A 16,814-nucleotide genomic window follows, 5' to 3' on the forward strand; every position below is an offset into this window, starting at 1 on the left:
GGCGCCCCTGTGAAGGTTTCGTGCGGGAGCGAAAAGGTTCTCGAAAGTCTTGCCGAAACCGTTACCCGTTCGACCCATTGACACCCCCACCGCCCCCTCCTTACTGTCACGCCAGCATTTCGAACGTGTGACGAAATTTCGAACAGCTGAGGGGCAACTGCCGTGCGCATCACCGGAATCAGCACCCACGTGGTCGGGACGCCGTGGCGCAACCTGACCTACGTCCAGGTGCACACCGACGAGGGGATCACGGGAGTCGGCGAGACCCGGATGCTCGGTCACACCGACGCGCTGATCGGCTATCTGCGAGAGGCCGAGGCCAATCACATTCTGGGATCCGACCCGTTCGCCGTCGAGGATCTCGTACGCCGTATGAAGTACGGCGACTACGGGCGGGCCGGCGAGATCGTCATGTCCGGCATCGCGGTCGTCGAGATGGCCTGCTGGGACATCAAGGGCAAGGCCCTCGGCGTGCCCGTCTGGCAGTTGCTGGGCGGAAAGGTGACGGACAGGGTCAAGGCGTACGCCAACGGGTGGTACACGACCGAGCGAACGCCCGAGGCCTACCACAAGGCCGCGCAGGCGGTCGTCGCGCGCGGCTACCGGGCCCTGAAGATCGATCCCTTCGGCACCGGGCACTTCGAGCTGGACCACGAGCGGACGCTGTACGCCGTCTCCCTCATCGAGGCCGTGCGCGACGCCATCGGCCCCGAGGCCGAGCTGATGCTGGAGATGCACGGCCGCTTCTCCCCCGCCACCGCCGTCCGGCTGGCCAAGGAGATGGCTCCCTTCGAGCCCGCCTGGCTGGAGGAGCCGGTGCCACCGGAGAACCTGAAGGCACTGGAGAAGGTCGCCGCCAAGGTGAACATCCCGGTCGCCACGGGCGAGCGGATCCACGACCGGATCGAGTTCCGCGAGCTGTTCGAGAGCCAGGCCGCCGACATCCTGCAGCCCGACGTGGGCCACCTCGGCGGCATCTGGGAGACCCGGAAGCTCGCCGCCACCGCCGAGACCCACTACATGCTTCTCGCCCCGCACAACGTGGGCGGGTCCGTGCTCACCGCGGCCTCGCTCCAGGTCGGCTTCACCTCCCCGAACTTCAAGATCCTTGAGCACTTCAACGATTTCGCGGACGCGGAGATCAAGAAGGTGGTCAAGGGCGCCCCCGAGGTCGTCGACGGGTACTTCCACCTCTCCGACGCACCCGGCCTCGGCGTCGAGCTGGACACCGACGCGGCCGCCGAATTCCCGCAGCAGCAGGCCCGGTTCGACCTGTGGGCCGAGGGCTGGGAGCAGCGCAAGCCGAAGGACACGAAGTGAGTTCCCAGGTTCTCGTCGAAGCGCCGGGCGTGCACCGGGTCGAGGACCACACGCCCCGGGAACCCGGCCCCGGCGAGGCGCTGGTCGCCGTGCACGCGGTGGGCATCTGCGGCAGCGACCGCGAGGTGTACCGGGGCAACCGGCCCGAGGGGTACGTCCGTTACCCGCTCACGCCCGGCCACGAGTGGTCGGGGACCGTGCGGGCCGTGGGTGCCGGAGTGCCTTCGAGGCTCGTCGGCCGCAAGGTGGTCGGCGAGGGCTTCCGCAACTGCCAGGTGTGCGACCGCTGCCACGCGGGCGAGACCACGCTGTGCACGGCCGGGTACGAGGAAACAGGATTCACCCAGCCGGGCGCCATGGCCGCCACCCTCACCCTGCCCGCCCGGCTGCTGCACCCGCTGCCGGACGACGCCGACCTCACCGCCGCCGCCCTGCTGGAGCCGGCCGCCTGTGTCGCGGCCGCCGCCCTGAAGGCGAAGGCACAGCCGGGCGAGCGGGTCGCGGTGGTCGGCACGGGCACGCTCGGCATGTTCGCCGTGCAGTTCCTGAAGGCCGTCTCACCGGCGGAGCTGCTGGTGGTGGGCACCCGCGACGACCGGGAGGCGCTCTCCCGGCGCTTCGGGGCCACCGACTTCCGGCTGAGGGACCAGGACCTCCCGGACGATGTCGACGTCGTGATCGAGACCGCCGGGTCCGCGTCCGCCGCGCGCACCGCCGCCGCCCTGCTCAGGCGCGGCGGACGCCTGGTCCTCACCGGAATCCCGGCGCCGGGCGCGGACGGGCTCGACCCGACCGGTCTGGTCGTACGGCAGCTGGAGGTGCACACGGTCTTCGGGGCACCGCCGGACGCCTGGGCGCACACCGTGCGGGTGTTCGGCGCCGGGCTGCTGGACCCGCTGCCCCTGGTCACACACGAGCTGCCGCTGACCGAGTTCCCGCGCGCCATCGAGCTGGTGGGGGCGGGCGATCCGAGGGTGGGCAAGGTGCTGCTCCGTCCCTAGCCGTACGCCGGCCGGGGCGTGACCTGACGGCGCCCCGGCCGGCGTACCACCCGGGCCTCTTTCGCACCCGGAGCCGGGCCTTTCCCGTACCCAGAGCCCCGAACCTTGTACGAAATACCGAACACGAAGGACAGCTTGTGACCGACGCTTCCGCCTCGGCAGCCCGCAGGCCCGGCGAGCAGGTGCTCGCCGCACTCGGCCTGGGCGCGCCCGCTCTCGACCCCGCCGACGCCTCCGCCCACCGCTTCCCGGGCGGCGGCCGCTGGCGCACCGAGATCCCCTCGTGCGAGGGTCCCGAGGCGCTGGCGGTCGTACTGAAGGAAGCCTCGCGCCTCGACGTGCCGATCCACCGCGTCAGCCAGGGCAGCGGCGTGTGGATGCTCACCGACGCCGAGATCACCGAGATGGTCGAGGCGACCGCGGCACGGGACATCGAGCTGTGCCTGTTCACCGGCCCGCGCGGCACCTGGGACATCGGCGGCTCGGTGCGCTCCGACTCGCGGGGGGCCGGACTGCGCGCGCGGGGCCACGACGCCGTCGCCGGCTGTGTCGAGGACGCCGTCCGGGCCACCGAGCTGGGCGTCAAGTGCCTGCTGGTGGCCGACGAGGGCGTGCTGTGGACCCTGCACCGGGCTCGGCAGCGGGGGATCGTCCCGGCCGACACCACCCTGAAGGTCTCGGCGCTGATAGGGCCGGTCAACCCCGCCTCGTACGCGGTGTACGAGCACCTGGGCGCCGACTCCGTCAATGTGCCCAGCGATCTGACGCTCGATCACCTCACCGAGATCCGCCGGGTGTCCGGCGCCCCCATGGACATGTACATCGAGGCCCCCGACGACCTCGGCGGCTATGTGCGGATGTACGAGGTCTCCGAGCTGATCCGGCGCGGCGCACCGCTCTATCTGAAGTTCGGCCTGTCCAAGGCTCCCGGCATCTACCCGTGGGGCACCCATCTGCGGGACGTGACCCTGGACACCGCCCGGGAGCGGGTGCGGCGCGGCCGGCTCGCCCTGGACCTGCTGGCCCGGCACGGCGCGGACGGCGACATGGCACCGCTCGGCTCCCGGCTGCCCGGCCCGCTCAACCGATTTCCCACGGACTAGCCGATCCCTTCTCCACGACGAGACCGACAAGGACTGATCACCATGCGCAACCGCAGAGCCGCACTCGCCGCGATAGCCGCGGCCGCCTCGCTCGCCCTCACGCTGACCGCCTGCGGCCAGAGCGGCGAGGGCGGCAGCAAGGAGAAGACGGGCGACGCCAAGGGCGGCACCATCGGCATCGCGATGCCGACCAAGTCCTCCGAGCGGTGGATCGCGGACGGCAAGAACGTCGTCGACGAGCTTCGGGCCAAGGGCTACAAGACCAAGCTGGTCTACGGCGAGGACGACCCGGAGACCCAGGTCTCGCAGATCGAGAACCTGATCACGCAGGGCGTCAAGGGCCTGGTCATCGCGGCCATCGACAACAAGTCCCTGAACAGCGTGCTGCAGGAGGCCGCGGACGCCGACATCCCGGTCATCTCCTACGACCGCCTGATCCTCGGCACCAAGAACGTCGACTACTACGCCTCCTTCGACAACGAGAAGGTCGGCAGGCTGCAGGGCACGTACATCGTCCACAAGCTGGGCCTGGACAGCGGCAAGAAAGGCCCGTTCAACATCGAGCTGTTCGCCGGCTCCAACGACGACAACAACACCCGGTACTTCTTCAACGGCGCGATGAGCGTCCTGAAGCCGTACATGGACAAGAAGCAGCTGGTGGTCCGCTCCGGCCAGACCGCGCTGAACCAGGTCACCACCCTGCGCTGGGACGGCGCGACCGCGCAGAAGCGCATGGACGACGTCCTCACCTCGTCCTACAAGTCGCAGCGGGTCGACGCGGTCCTGTCCCCCTACGACGGCATCTCCATCGGCATCCTGTCCTCCCTCAAGTCGGACGGCTACGGCTCGGGCAGCAAGCCGCTGCCGGTCGTCACCGGCCAGGACGCCGAGCTGGCCTCGGTGAAGTCGATCATCGCCGGTGAGCAGACGCAGACCGTCTTCAAGGACATCCGCAAGCTGGCCAAGGTCGCCGCGACCATGGTCGACGACGTACTCAAGGGCAAGAAGCCGCAGGTCAACGACACCAGGTCGTACGACAACAAGGCCAAGGTCGTGCCCGCGTACCTGCTCCAGCCGGTGAGCGTCGACAAGTCCAACTACGAGGACGCGCTGGTCAAGACGGGCTACTACACCGAATCCCAGCTCAAGTAGCCCCCGCCGACCGACCCACTGTTCGGATCCACTGACTGGAAGGCACGACCATGGCGGGACCCGTCCTGGAAATGCGCTCGATCGTCAAGACCTTTCCCGGTGTCAAGGCGCTGTCGGACGTCACTCTGACCGTCCGGCAGGGCGAGGTCCACGCCATCTGCGGGGAGAACGGCGCCGGCAAGTCCACCTTGATGAAGGTGCTCTCCGGCGTCCACCCGTACGGCGGCTACGAGGGAGACGTCCTCTTCGAAGGGGAGGTCTGCCGGTTCAAGGACATCCGGGCGAGCGAGCAGCACGGCATCGTCATCATCCACCAGGAGCTGGCGCTGGTGCCGTATCTCTCCGTCGCGGAGAACATCTTCCTCGGCAACGAGCACGCCCGGCGCGGGCTCATCAACTGGAACGACGCCCTCAGGCACGCCACCGAACTGCTGCGCCGGGTCGGTCTGGACGAGCATCCGGAGACCCGCGTCGCCGACATCGGCGTGGGCAAGCAGCAGCTCGTGGAGATCGCCAAGGCGCTGTCCAAGCAGGTGCGGCTGCTGATCCTGGACGAGCCGACGGCGGCCCTGAACGACGAGGACAGCGGCAAACTGCTCGACCTGATCCTGGAGCTGAAGAACCAGGGCATCACCTCGATCATCATCTCCCACAAGCTGAACGAGATCCGCAAGGTCGCCGACTCGGTGACGATCATCCGGGACGGCCGGTCGATCGAGACCCTCGATGTGAAGGCGCCGGGGACGACCGAGGAGCGGATCATCGCCGGGATGGTCGGCCGCGACCTCGAGAACCGCTTCCCCGAACGCACCCCGCACGAGCCCGAGGAGGGCACGGCGCCGGCGCTGGAGATCCGGGGCTGGACCGTGCACCACCCGATCGACCAGCAGCGCAAGGTCGTCGACGATGTGTCGCTCCAGGTGCGGCGCGGGGAGATCGTCGGCATCGCGGGCCTGATGGGCGCCGGCCGCACCGAACTGGCGATGAGCGTCTTCGGCCGCTCCTACGGCCGGTACGCGGGCGGCACGGTCCTCAAGGACGGCAAGGAGATCCGCACGAAGACCGTCGCCGAGGCGGTCCGGCACGGCATCGCCTACGTCACCGAGGATCGCAAGCACTACGGCCTCAACCTCATCGACACCATCAACCGCAACATCTCGCTGACCGCGCTGACCAAGGTGGCCCGGCGGGGCGTGGTGGACGAGCACGAGGAGCGGCAGGTCGCCGAGGGCTTCCGCAGGTCCATGAACATCAAGGCGCCGACCGTCTTCGAGCCGGTGGGCAGGCTGTCGGGCGGCAACCAGCAGAAGGTCGTCCTCAGCAAGTGGATCTTCGCGGGCCCCGACGTACTGATCCTGGACGAGCCCACGCGCGGCATCGACGTGGGCGCCAAGTACGAGATCTACACGGTCGTCGACCAGCTCGCCGCCCAGGGCAAGGCGGTCGTCTTCATCTCCTCCGAGCTGCCCGAACTGCTCGGCATGTGCGACCGCATCTACACCATGGCCGCGGGACGGCTGACCGGTGAGGTGTCACGGGCCGAGGCCACGCAGGAAGTGCTGATGCGCCATATGACGAAAGACAAGGCGAAGGACGAAGAGGTAACGCGATGAGCACGGATGTGACCGCCAAGAGCCCGGCCCCCGCGCCGCCGGGCAGGAGCGGCGCGGGAGCCGGCTCCGGTCTCCTCCAGCTGATGCTGGACGGCCTGCGCCGCAACATGCGCCAGTACGGCATGCTGATCGCGCTCGGCCTGATCGTGGTCCTCTTCGCGGTCTGGACCGACGGGGACCTGCTGCTGCCGCGCAACGTCTCCAACCTGGTGCTGCAGAACAGCTACATCCTGATCCTCGCGATCGGCATGATGCTGGTCATCATCGCCGGGCACATCGACCTCTCGGTCGGCTCGCTCACCGCGTTCGTCGGCGCGTTCGCGGCCGTACTGACCGTGCAGCACCACCTGGCCTGGCCGATCGCGCTGGTGCTGTGCCTGCTGGTGGGCGCCGTGGCCGGCGCCGTGCAGGGCTTCCTGATCGCCTATCTGGGCATTCCGTCCTTCATCGTCACCCTCGCCGGAATGCTTCTCTTCCGCGGTCTGACGGAGATCCTGCTCAAGGGCCAGACCCTCGGCCCGTTCCCGGACGGCCTGCAGAAGATGGGCAACGGCTTCCTGCCCGAGGCCGGCCCGGACACCAACTACCACAACCTCACCCTGCTGCTCGGGCTGGTGCTGATCGCGGCCGTGGTGTGGCAGGAGGTCCGCGACCGCCGCCGCCAGCAGGAGTTCGCCCTGGACGTCCTGCCCGCCCGCCTCTTCCTGCTCAAGCTGACCGCGCTCATCTCCGCGATCCTCGTACTGACCCTGCTGCTCGCCAGCTACAAGGGCGCCCCGATCGTGCTGATCATCCTCGGCGCGCTGGTCGTCGGCTACGGCTACGTGATGCGCAACGCGGTGTTCGGCCGCCACATCTACGCGATCGGCGGCAACCTGCCGGCGGCCAAGCTGTCCGGTGTGAAGGACAAGAAGGTCACCTTCTACGTCTTCCTGAACATGGGCGTGCTCGCGGCCCTGGCGGGTCTGGTGGTCGCCGCCCGTCTGAACGCGGCCTCCCCCAAGGCGGGCGTCAACTTCGAACTGGAGGCGATCGCCTCCTCGTTCATCGGTGGCGCGTCCATGAGCGGCGGTGTCGGCACCGTCCTCGGCGCGATCATCGGCGGTCTCGTCCTCGGCGTGCTGAACAACGGCATGAACCTCCTCAGTGTCGGCACCGACTGGCAGCAGGTCATCAAGGGGATCGCCCTGCTGGTGGCGGTCGGCTTCGATGTATGGAACAAGCGCAAGTCCGGTTCGTAAGTCAGCTCGGGCCCCACCGGAGAACCGGTGGGGCCCCTCCTTTGCGCAGGAGCCGCACATGGAACTGAACAGACGTACGGTCATCGCAGGTGCCGCGGCGGCGGGCATCGCCGCCACCGCCCTCGGCACGGGCGGCGCCCAGGCCGCCACCGGTCCGGGAGGCCGGGTGCCGGTGAAGGAACCCTTCGGCACACTCGCCGACGGCACGAAGATCTACCGCTGGTCGCTGGAGAACGGCGGCACCCGCATGAAGGTGCTGTCCTACGGCGGCATCGTCCAGACCCTGGAGGTCCCCGACCGGCACGGCCACCACGCCAACGTCGTCGCGGGCTTCGACGACATCGCCGACTACGTGGCCAAGAGCCCCTATTTCGGCGCCCTGATCGGCCGCTACGGCAACCGCATCGGCAAGGGGAGGTTCACCCTCGACGGCACGAGCTACCAGCTGTCCGTCAACGACGGCGTGAACAGCCTGCACGGCGGTACCAAGGGCTTCGACAAGCACGTGTGGGACGTCGAGCCGTTCACCCGGGGCTCCGAGGTCGGACTCCACCTGTACTACACCAGCGCCGACGGCGAGATGGGCTATCCGGGCACGCTCCGGGCGAAGGTGACGTACACCCTCACCCGGCACGGCGAATGGCGCATCGACTACGAGGCCACCACCGACAAGGCGACCGTCGTCAATCTCACCAGCCACGTCTACTGGAACCTGGCCGGTGAGAGCAGCGGCACGATCGAGGACCACGAGCTGCGGATCGCCGCGTCCCGCTACACCCCGACCGACTCGGGCCTGATCCCGACGGGCGAGCTGGCGAAGGTGGCCGGGACCCCCTTCGACTTCCGCCGCGCCAAGCCGATCGGCCGGGACATCCGGGCCGGCCACGAGCAGCAGGTGCAGGCCAAGGGGTACGACCACAACTGGGTCCTGGACAAGGGCATCACCGCGAGGCCCGAGCACATGGCGACCCTGCGCGACCCGCGCTCCGGCCGCACCCTGAAGATCGCCACCGACCAGCCGGGCCTGCAGTTCTACTCCGGCAACTTCCTCGACGGCACCCTCACCGGCACCGGCGGCCGCACCTACCGCCAGGGCGACGCCCTGTGCCTGGAGACCCAGCACTTCCCGGACTCGCCGAACCACGCGGACTTCCCGTCGACCGTGCTGCGGCCCGGGCAGACGTACCGTACGACGACGATCCACACGTTCGGCGCCTGAGGGACGCCATGGACGTGAAGTGGCTCACGTACCCCGCGAGTTGAACGCCACCCCGTCCGCCTCCGTATCCAAGGGCGGCCCGTGCTCCCCCGCACGGGCCACCCTTCGACGGAGGTTCCCTTGCCTGACAACGTCACCTCGTTGTTCCGCAACACCGCCGCGCACAGCCCTTCGATGGCGGCGCTGACGCGGGAGAGCGACGGGTCGGGCCCGGTGGACTTCTGCATCCCGTGCAACCCCTACTTCCCCACCCCCGCCATGTTCGAGGAGATGGCGGCCCGGTTGCGCGAGATCGTCACCTACTACCCCAGCGGCGCCGACACCGTCACGGCCGAGCTGTGCAGCCTGCTCCAGCTGCCGCCGCAGTGCGTGGCGATGGGCAACGGCTCGACGGAACTGATCACCTGGATCGACCACCTGCTGGTCCGCGAATCCCTGGCCGTCCCCGTCCCCACCTTCGGCCGCTGGACCGACCAGCCGATGGAGACCGGCAAGCGGGTCGACATGTTCCCGCTCCAGGAGGCGAACGGCTTCGCGCTGGATCTCGCCCAGTACGCGGAGTTCATCCGGGCCCGGCGCACCCGCGTGGCGGTCATCTGCAACCCGAACAACCCCGACGGCGGCTATGTGCGCAAGCAGTCGGTGGTGCAGTTCATGGACGCCATGGCGGACCTGGACCTGGTGGTCGTGGACGAGTCGTTCCTGGAGTTCGCCGACGCGGAGGCCGATCCCAGCGTCGTCCAGGAGGCGATGCTGAGGCCCAATGTCGTCGTGCTGCGCAGCCTCGGCAAGAACTTCGGTCTGCACGGCATACGCTTCGGCTACCTGGTGGCGAACCCGGCCCTGGCCGGCCGGGTCCGCTCGATGCTGCCGAAGTGGAACCTCAACTCCTTCGCCGAGCACGTGGTGTTCATGCTGAAGGAGCACGGCGCGGAGTACGCGCAGAGCCTGATGCAGGTGCGCCGCGACCGCCTGGAGATGGCCAGCCATCTCTCCGCCCTGCCCGGCCTGACGGTCTACCCCTCGCAGGGCAACTTCCTCTTCGTGCGCCTTCCCGTAGGCGCGGAAGGCACCGTGGTCCGTGACCGGATGCTCACCGAGCACCGGATCCTGGTCCGCGAGTGCGGCAACAAGATCGGTTCATCCAGCCGCTTCCTGAGACTCGTGGTGCGCCCCCAGGTCGACGTGCGTCGCCTGGTGTCCGGCCTGGAGCAAGTGCTCTACGGGTCCAGGAGGGGAGCCGCCGTACCCGAGCTGAGTACCGGGACCAGCTACAGCTCGGGTACGGCGGCCGTGGACCGGCTGATGAGCGAGACCAACGGGTCCGGCCTGAGCCTCACCGCGGCCGCTCCCGCCCCGGCCGCCGGCACCGGCATGCCGCTCCCCGCCGCCGTACCCCCACCCGGCGGCGGGATGCCGATGCCGGCGGCAGCCCAAGCGATACCGGTACAACAGCCGATGCCCCCGGTACCGGCTCCGCCGCCGGCCCCGGTACAGGCCCCGGTACCGGCGGCTCCCGTACCGGTACCCGCGCCCATGCCCGCCCCGGTTCCAGCAGCCCCCGCACCCGCACCGGCCCCCGTCCCAGTCCCAGTCCCAGTCCCTGTCCCCGCCTCTTTCCCCGCCCCCGCCCCGGCCCCTGCTCCGGCTCCCGTTCCCGCTCCGGCCGCCGGGGTCGGCCTCACCCCGCCGGGCGTGCCCGCCCGAGGGGGCCTCACCGCCGCCCAGGTACGCGGCATGACGGCACCGGGAGCCCCGGTCCCCGGCCTGACCCCGGCCCCGGCGACCGGCTGGCCCAACGCCCAGAGCTGGCCGAACGCGGCGGGGATGGGGCAGACGGGGTAGCGGTCACCTACGCCGGGACGTGACCGTCAGGACCTTCAGCGCCACCAGGGGATGGAACAGCAGGGCCGGAGAGCCCACCATGTTCACCACTCGTACGAACCTCGCCCACACGGCCGCGTCCTTCACCGCCACATGGAAGAGACGTGTGTTGTACCAGTGGGCGAAGCGCGCGGCGAGGGGCTGGCCCTTCGGGTTCCACATCAGGTCCGAGTTGGTGGACAGCGTCCACGGGCCCAGCAGCAGACGGCCCACCTTCTTCTGGAATCCACGGCCGAGGCCGTCCAGTCGCCCGGTCGTGGTGTGCCGCTTCAGCATGCCCTGCAGCAGCTCCGCCTCCATCGCGGCCACCGTCATGCCCTGGCCGTAGACGGGGTTGAAGACGCAGACGGCGTCGCCGACGGCGATCAGGCCGTCCGGCCAGTCCTTGACGGTGTGGTAGAGCCGCCACTGGTTCTCTGCGTTGGTGTAGCGACGGGTGGGCTCCTGGACGGTGCGCCGGGCGATGTGCTCGGCCAGGCGCGGGTTGTCCAGGCTCTCCGCGAACGCCAGGTAGCCCTTGTCGTCGGTCGGAGGCTGGTCCTCGAAGCCGAACAGCGAGCAGGTCCACCGGTCGCGTTCCACGGCCAGCAGGACCCCGGCCCGGGGCACGCTGGGAGCGAACGGCATCTGGTAGGCGACGTAGTAGTCGGGGTGGCCGGGCCGGCTCTCCGCCGGCCGGTCGAAGTTCATCGACGTGTAGGTGACCTTCGCCTTCACGGTTCGCTTGGGCGGCACGCCGATCCCCATCCCGTCCAGCCAGTCCGCCAGGGAACTGGACCGTCCGGAGGCGTCGATGACCAGATCGGCGGCCAGCTCGAAGGGCTCCTCGCTCTGCGACCGGCACGTCACACCGTTCACGCGGCCCGAGGAGTCCCGGGTCAGTCCCGTGCACCGGGTGGACGGCACCAGTGTGATCTGGGGCAGTGCGAGCACCTTGCGGCGCAGGCGGCGTTCCAGTTCGTCGCGGGTGAAGCTCTGGATCCGGACGCCCGTACGCTGCCGTGGCGCGAGTCCGACGGGCAGCAGGAAGTCGATCCCCTCTCCGTAGTCGTATACCGGCGCACCTTCTTCTCTCAGCTCCTCGCGCAGTCCCGGGAAGAGCCGCTCCAGGATCTCCCCGCCCCTGGCCAGCATCGCGTGTGCGTGGTAGCCCTGCGGGGCGCCCGGATGAGCGCCGGTGTCCTCGTCGACCGCGTCCCGTTCCACGAGGACGACCTCGCTGAAGAAGTCGGCCAGTACGCGTGCGGTCACGAGTCCCGCATAGCTGCCGCCGATGACAACGGCCTTGCCCCAAGGGCGATCTGCTCTCATGTCGTCTCCCACTTGTGACTCGGTACCCACGCAAGCGCGCGGCAGGCCTGCCGTCCGGCTCCCGTGCCGGGCGTGGTGTCGCACGTCCCGCGCGTACGACCCCACGAATGCGCCCTGGTCTCAGATCCGGTCGGCCGCGATGAGGAGGTAGTGGAAGCTGCCCTCCTTGTAGGCGGTCAGGAACGGGTCCTCGATGCCCGTGGCCACGGAGGACTTGGCGCGCAGTTCCCAGTACGGGATCGTGTCGGGGGTCAGGTCGACGACCTGGATCGGGACCAGGTCGTTGGCGGCGAGCGCCTTGAAGTACTCGCTGCGCGGGTGGATGTTGCAGGTGTAGTGCTCGTCGATCCTGCTGACCGCCTTGGAGCGCATGCCGGTGACGTCGTTGGAGCAGCCGGTGACGCAGACGTAGCGGCCGCCGTACTCCAGCAGGCGCGAGAACTCCGTGAAGAGTTCGAAGAGATCGACGTACATGGTCGTCTCGTTGGTCCAGATCGCGCGGCACGAGCCGGTGTCCAGGCGGGTGTCGAGCATGTTGCGGAAGTGGAAGCGGACCCGGTCGGTGACGCCGCGCTGCTTCGCCTGGTCGCCGGCGAAGGCGACCTGCTGCTCGGAGATGCTCACGCCGTCGACGTGGCAGCCGAAGCGGGCGTTGGCCATGAAGCTGCTGCCGCCACGTCCGGAACCGGCGTCGAGGAGGCGGTCGTCCGGGGTGATGTCTCCCAGGTGGTCGAGGAGCACTTCGGCCTGGGCGGTCTCCAGGCGGTGCAGTTCCTCGATGATGCGCTGGTCACGGGTGTGCGGCGGTCCGGCCAGGACCGAGGGGTCCCAGTCGCCGAGGCCGTAGTGGTGGTGGTACAGGCCGTCGACCTCGCCGAGTTTGATGTTGACCGGGTCCTTCTCCTTGTTCCAGTACTCCGCGACCGACCTCTGGTAATCGGTGCGCAGGACGTCGCGCATGGCGATGCTTTCCATCTGGGTGGAGATCTTGGACATGGCAGGTGGTTCCTTACTCGGGTGGGGGAGGCGGGGCGCGGTCAGGCGGCGTTCGCGTCGCCGTGGTAGCGGGCGCTGCCCGCGTGCCACTCGCGGTTGCCGCCGAGCCAGGCCCAGGTGCTTGCCAGGAAGCGGCGCAGCTCGGGGGAGCCGGTCAGACAGAGCGCGGCCGCTTCCGCCTCGAAGGTGTGCATCAGCTCGTTGTGGATCCCGACGGTGCGGTCGACGGCCTCCTCGAGCGAGCAGCCGTCCTCGGTGGCGATCAGCCCGGGCAGGCTGTAGTCCGTCGGGTCCTCCTTGCCCATGGAGTAGAGGTCGTTGACGATCACGCTGGCGGTGCCCGCCATCGTGAACGCGCGCCGGACCCGGGGGTCGGCGAACTCGCCGTAGGGGATCTCGTAACCGGCGACCGCGTCGACGAGCACCATGCACGGCACGAAGCTGTTCTCGTGACGGTGCATCAGGAACTCCCACACCGGCGGGCGATGGCCCGCGGTGTGCCAGTAGCCCTCCTGGTTGTAGGCGACGAACATGATGCCCAGCTCGTGGCGGAGCCTGCGCACCTGTGACGTCGTCGCGTACGTGTGGAGGTTGCGCAGGCTGTCGCGCAGCGCCCGCATCACCGGGTCCGCCCCCACGACCTCTTCGAGCTGAGGGGCGTAGGCGAGCGGCAGGTGCGCCTGGTCGATCACCGAGTGGGCGATCGCCAGCCGTTGACCGAGCAGGTCGTGCCGGGCCTCCTCCACCTCGCCGTCCACCCAGTGGTCGTCCACGGCCCATTCCGACAGCGCGCACTGGGCTGCCACGAGCAGCCGGTCGGGGTCGTCGGACTCCGGGTGCGCCAGCATGATCAGCCGGCCGAAGTCGGCCGTGCGGATCTTGTCGAGCCGGCCCGGGTAGATGCCCATCTCCTCGGCCCAGCCGACCAGGCGCTCGGTGACGGTCTCGCCCAGGGCGCGGTCGTCCCGCACGGCGGGCGGACAGTGCAGCCCGGGGGCGGGATCGGGCGCCGGTGCCGCGTGCCCACGGGGTTCGGGAGTGGTACGCAGGACCGCCGCCGACGTACCGAGGCCGGTGGGGCCGAAGGACTGCGCGGGCGCGGAGGGCCGGGGGGTCGCGAGAGGCGGCAGCGGCAGGCGCCGCGGGAGGGGTGGTGCGGTGGTGCGAGCCGGTGCGGCGCGGCCGTTCGGGGAGCGCTGCGGCGCGGCCGCCGCGCCGACGGGGATCCGCGCCCCGGAGGTGCCGAGCCCGGTCGGACCGAGGACCGGCACCGGTCCGCGTGCCGCCGGCCCCCCGGACGGCACTCGGGCCGGGGTCGACGGACGCGCCGACAGCAGGGATCGCACCAGCCCCGCCACCTCATGAGCCGCGGCGGGTGCCGTGACCCGGGAGATCAACGACACCGCCGTCAGCTCCCGTTCGTGCGGGCGATCTCGACGTTCTCCAGGACGCCGAGGGCGTCGGGCACCAGCACGGCGGCCGAGTAGTAGGTGCTGACCAGGTACGAGATGATCGCCTTCTCGTCGATGCTCATGAACCGCACGTTCAGGCCCGGCTCCACCTCGTCCGGGATCCCGGTCTGGTACAGGCCGATGACGCCCTGGTCCTCCTCGCCGGTGCGCATGGCGATGATCGACGACGTGCCCTGCTCGCTGATCGGGATCTTGCTGCACGGCAGCAGCGGCACCCCGCGCCAGGCGGGCAGGTGGTTGCCGTGCAGTTCGATGCCGCCGAAGTAGATGCCCCGCTTGTTGCACTGGCGTCCGAACGCGGCGATCGCCTTGGGGTGGGCGAGGAAACAGCGGGTCTTGCGCCGCATGCTCAAGAGCTCGTCCAGGTCGTCCGGGGTCGGCGGGCCCGAGTAGGTGGAGATCCGCTGGTCGAAGTCGGCGTTGTGGAGCAGTCCGAACTCCTCGTTGTTGATCAGCTCGTGCTCCTGCCGCTCGCGCAGCGCCTCGATGGTCAGCCGCAGCTGCTGCTGTGTCTGGTTCATCGGCTCGTTGAAGAGGTCGGCGACCCGGCTGTGCACCCGCAGTACCGTCTGCGCCACGCTCAACTCGTATTCGCGCGGGGCGAGTTCGTAGTCGGCGAAGGTCTGCGGCAGGGTCTCCTCGCCCATGTGCCCCGAGCTGAGCACGATGGCGGCCTCGCCCGACCGGTTCAGCTTGCGGTGCCCGTTGGCGCTGATCTGCTGCACATGCGCGCGCAGCGCCTCGTGGCGGTCGGCGACCGTCCTGTACGCGGTCAGCGGCAGCGCGAGAACCGTGGTGGCGGTCGCCGCGCGGGCCGTGAAGTCCCACTTCTTGGCCTGCCCGGCCAGCACCCGGCCGCCGAAGGTGTCCCCGTCGGCGAGCAGTCCGATCACGGCCTCGTCGCCGTAGGGACCCTCGCCGATCTTCTCGACCTTGCCGTGCGCGATCAGGTACACATGGTCGGCCTTGCGGCCCTCCTGCACGATGACCTGGCCCGGCGCGAACTCCTTCTGTACGAACTTGTCGGCCAGCGCGCCGAGCACGTCCGCGTCCGAGAAACCGCGCAGCAGCGGCAGTTCGCCCAGTTCGGCGGGGACGACCTGGACCTTCGAGCCGGTCTTCACAAAGGTCACCCGGCCGTCGCCCACGGTGTACGACAGGCGACGGTTGACGCGGTAGGTGGCACCCGGCACGTTCACCCAGGGCAGCATGCGGGTGGCCCAGCGGGAGCTGATCCCCTGCATCTGGGGTTCGGACTTGGTGGTGGTGGCGAGATTGCGCGCCGCCGCGGTGCTGAGGCTCTGCTGGTGCGGCTGGGCCGCACCCGCGTCCGGGCCCGCCGCCGGTGCTGTCGCCGTGTCGAGTGGCATGACTCTCCCTCGTCTCCCGTGGCACAAGAAGTCGCGACGACCGGCCGCCGTCACGCTGCGTGCACAGGACTATCAGAGCCACCGTCACTTTGAGTGATCACGACAGGCAGCGCGCGAAGGGAGTCCGGCCCATGACCTGCGCTCCCGTGCGCCCCGTTCAGCAAAGATTGCTGATCAGCTCGGTCGCGAGTCAATCAGCGAGCCGCCGACCATCTTTCGAGCGCCAAACACTCACAGTAATCGACTCTGAGGACGTACATACCGCGACGATTCGAACGACGACCACGCCGCCCGGCACCGAGCACCACCGGCCGGACGACGCGGTCACACCTCTCGGCCGGCTACTTGGCCGGGCACTCCTTCCACGCCAGGTGGTACACCGTGCTGATGTCCCCGTCGGTCGAGTCCATCGTCATGAAGCTGACCTTGCCCGGCGACGTACTGCCCGCGGCCACCCGCAGCTCGGTGTTGATGTTGAAGTTGCGGAGGACTCCGCAGGGGGCCCACACCAGCTGGGCCCAGTCGGTGCTGTCGGTGGCCTGCCAGTCGTCGTTGTAGGGGCCGTTGAACGGGTGGGTCCTGGCCGCCGTGTTCGAGGAGCCCTGGAAGTAGTACGAGGCCTTCTGCGTGCTGGTCGCGCCCGGCTGGAGCGAGAGGAAGCCCCGGTAGTCCGCGCTGGCGACCGCGTAGGTGAAGCCCTGCGGGACGTGCACGACCAGGTTGAGCTGGCAGTTTCTACGGAAGGCGGTGGGGTCGGAGTTGCCGCCCGCCTGGGCGAGGTAGTTGCTGTAGGTGACCGTGAAGGCCGTGTTGTCCGGGGAGACGGCGACAGCGGCCGTACCCGCGGGGCAGCCCGAGCCGTTCACGGTGGCGACGTCGATGACGATCTTGTCCGGGGGCGGGTTGTCGAAGACGGGGGACGAGGAGGTCGAAGCGGGTATCGCGGTGGTGAGCAGAGCGGCCAAGGCGCCGCTCAGCAAGAGTCCACCAGCCATGGGTCTCTCCCGATTGTCGAGTGGGGGGTTCGGCCTCCGGGCCATCCGTTCAACTCGGCAGAAGCTGTGCGGAAACTGTGAAGGAGGGGGAGGCGAGGGAATCGTAGGAAGCCCCGTCCCGACCCGCGAGGGTGAAC

The 16,814-nt window shown here is 69.4% G+C and carries 13 protein-coding genes; 8 read left to right on the top strand and 5 right to left on the bottom strand.

What is annotated here, in order from left to right:
- Window positions 1–162 precede the first annotated feature (162 nt).
- The 8 genes from AVL59_RS39150 (at window position 163) to AVL59_RS39185 (ending at window position 10,494) form a co-directional block, all read left to right on the top strand.
- Window positions 163–1,320 carry a mandelate racemase/muconate lactonizing enzyme family protein gene (locus tag AVL59_RS39150; protein WP_067314089.1) on the top strand — a complete coding sequence of 386 codons (1,158 nt, stop codon included), beginning with the start codon at window positions 163–165 and terminating at the stop codon, window positions 1,318–1,320.
- On the top strand, window positions 1,317–2,321 hold the full coding sequence (locus AVL59_RS39155) for a zinc-dependent alcohol dehydrogenase (protein WP_067314091.1): 1,005 nt from the start codon (window positions 1,317–1,319) through the stop codon (window positions 2,319–2,321). The genes AVL59_RS39150 and AVL59_RS39155 overlap by 4 nt, the downstream gene beginning before the upstream one ends.
- Window positions 2,322–2,458: 137 nt before the next feature.
- The gene (locus AVL59_RS39160) at window positions 2,459–3,424 is read left to right on the top strand and encodes a hypothetical protein (RefSeq protein WP_067314093.1); all 966 of its coding nucleotides are present in this window, start codon (window positions 2,459–2,461) and stop codon (window positions 3,422–3,424) included.
- Between the two features lie 42 nt (window positions 3,425–3,466).
- Complete coding sequence (gene chvE, locus AVL59_RS39165) at window positions 3,467–4,576, top strand: multiple monosaccharide ABC transporter substrate-binding protein (RefSeq protein WP_067314094.1); 1,110 nt, start codon at window positions 3,467–3,469, stop codon at window positions 4,574–4,576.
- A gap of 50 nt (window positions 4,577–4,626) precedes the next feature.
- On the top strand, window positions 4,627–6,189 hold the full coding sequence (gene mmsA, locus AVL59_RS39170; RefSeq protein WP_067314096.1) for a multiple monosaccharide ABC transporter ATP-binding protein: 1,563 nt from the start codon (window positions 4,627–4,629) through the stop codon (window positions 6,187–6,189).
- Window positions 6,186–7,430, top strand: a complete 1,245-nt coding sequence (gene mmsB, locus AVL59_RS39175; RefSeq protein ID WP_067314098.1) for a multiple monosaccharide ABC transporter permease — start codon at window positions 6,186–6,188, stop codon at window positions 7,428–7,430. The genes mmsA and mmsB overlap by 4 nt, the downstream gene beginning before the upstream one ends.
- A 58-nt stretch (window positions 7,431–7,488) precedes the next feature.
- Window positions 7,489–8,649, top strand: coding sequence for an aldose epimerase family protein (locus AVL59_RS39180; protein ID WP_067314099.1), 1,161 nt, complete (start codon window positions 7,489–7,491; stop codon window positions 8,647–8,649).
- A 120-nt stretch (window positions 8,650–8,769) separates the two neighbouring features.
- Window positions 8,770–10,494 carry a pyridoxal phosphate-dependent aminotransferase gene (locus AVL59_RS39185; RefSeq protein ID WP_099053199.1) on the top strand — a complete coding sequence of 575 codons (1,725 nt, stop codon included), beginning with the start codon at window positions 8,770–8,772 and terminating at the stop codon, window positions 10,492–10,494.
- A gap of 3 nt (window positions 10,495–10,497) precedes the next feature.
- Here AVL59_RS39185 and AVL59_RS39190 read toward each other — a convergent pair whose 3' ends face one another.
- From AVL59_RS39190 to AVL59_RS39210, 5 genes are all read right to left on the bottom strand, one after another.
- Entirely contained in the window at window positions 10,498–11,844 is a 1,347-nt protein-coding gene (locus tag AVL59_RS39190; RefSeq protein ID WP_079147210.1) for an FAD-dependent oxidoreductase, read from the bottom strand.
- Window positions 11,845–11,964: 120 nt separating this feature from the next.
- Window positions 11,965–12,840 (bottom strand): geranyl diphosphate 2-C-methyltransferase, encoded by an 876-nt coding sequence (locus AVL59_RS39195; RefSeq protein ID WP_237281795.1) that lies wholly within the window; start codon window positions 12,838–12,840, stop codon window positions 11,965–11,967.
- A gap of 41 nt (window positions 12,841–12,881) precedes the next feature.
- Entirely contained in the window at window positions 12,882–14,243 is a 1,362-nt protein-coding gene (locus AVL59_RS39200; protein ID WP_067314103.1) for a family 2 encapsulin nanocompartment cargo protein terpene cyclase, read from the bottom strand.
- A 5-nt stretch (window positions 14,244–14,248) separates the two neighbouring features.
- Complete coding sequence (locus AVL59_RS39205; protein WP_067314105.1) at window positions 14,249–15,682, bottom strand: family 2B encapsulin nanocompartment shell protein; 1,434 nt, start codon at window positions 15,680–15,682, stop codon at window positions 14,249–14,251.
- A gap of 341 nt (window positions 15,683–16,023) precedes the next feature.
- A complete protein-coding gene (locus AVL59_RS39210; protein WP_067314108.1) occupies window positions 16,024–16,677 on the bottom strand; it encodes a DUF4360 domain-containing protein in 654 nt (217 codons plus the stop codon).
- Between the last annotated feature and the right edge of the window lie 137 nt (window positions 16,678–16,814).

This window comes from Streptomyces griseochromogenes (assembly GCF_001542625.1).
Taxonomy (GTDB): Bacteria; Actinomycetota; Actinomycetes; order Streptomycetales; family Streptomycetaceae; genus Streptomyces; species Streptomyces griseochromogenes.

Excerpts from the sequence above, each read along its gene's own strand:
- chvE (WP_067314094.1), top strand. The coding sequence starts at position 3,467 with ATGCGCAACCGCAGAGCCGCACTCGCCGCGATAGCCGCGGCCGCCTCG.
- mmsA (WP_067314096.1), top strand. The coding sequence starts at position 4,627 with ATGGCGGGACCCGTCCTGGAAATGCGCTCGATCGTCAAGACCTTTCCC.
- mmsB (WP_067314098.1), top strand. The coding sequence starts at position 6,186 with ATGAGCACGGATGTGACCGCCAAGAGCCCGGCCCCCGCGCCGCCGGGC.
- AVL59_RS39180 (WP_067314099.1), top strand. The coding sequence starts at position 7,489 with ATGGAACTGAACAGACGTACGGTCATCGCAGGTGCCGCGGCGGCGGGC.
- AVL59_RS39190 (WP_079147210.1), bottom strand. The coding sequence starts at position 11,844 with ATGAGAGCAGATCGCCCTTGGGGCAAGGCCGTTGTCATCGGCGGCAGC.
- AVL59_RS39195 (WP_237281795.1), bottom strand. The coding sequence starts at position 12,840 with ATGTCCAAGATCTCCACCCAGATGGAAAGCATCGCCATGCGCGACGTC.
- AVL59_RS39205 (WP_067314105.1), bottom strand. The coding sequence starts at position 15,682 with ATGCCACTCGACACGGCGACAGCACCGGCGGCGGGCCCGGACGCGGGT.
- AVL59_RS39210 (WP_067314108.1), bottom strand. The coding sequence starts at position 16,677 with ATGGCTGGTGGACTCTTGCTGAGCGGCGCCTTGGCCGCTCTGCTCACC.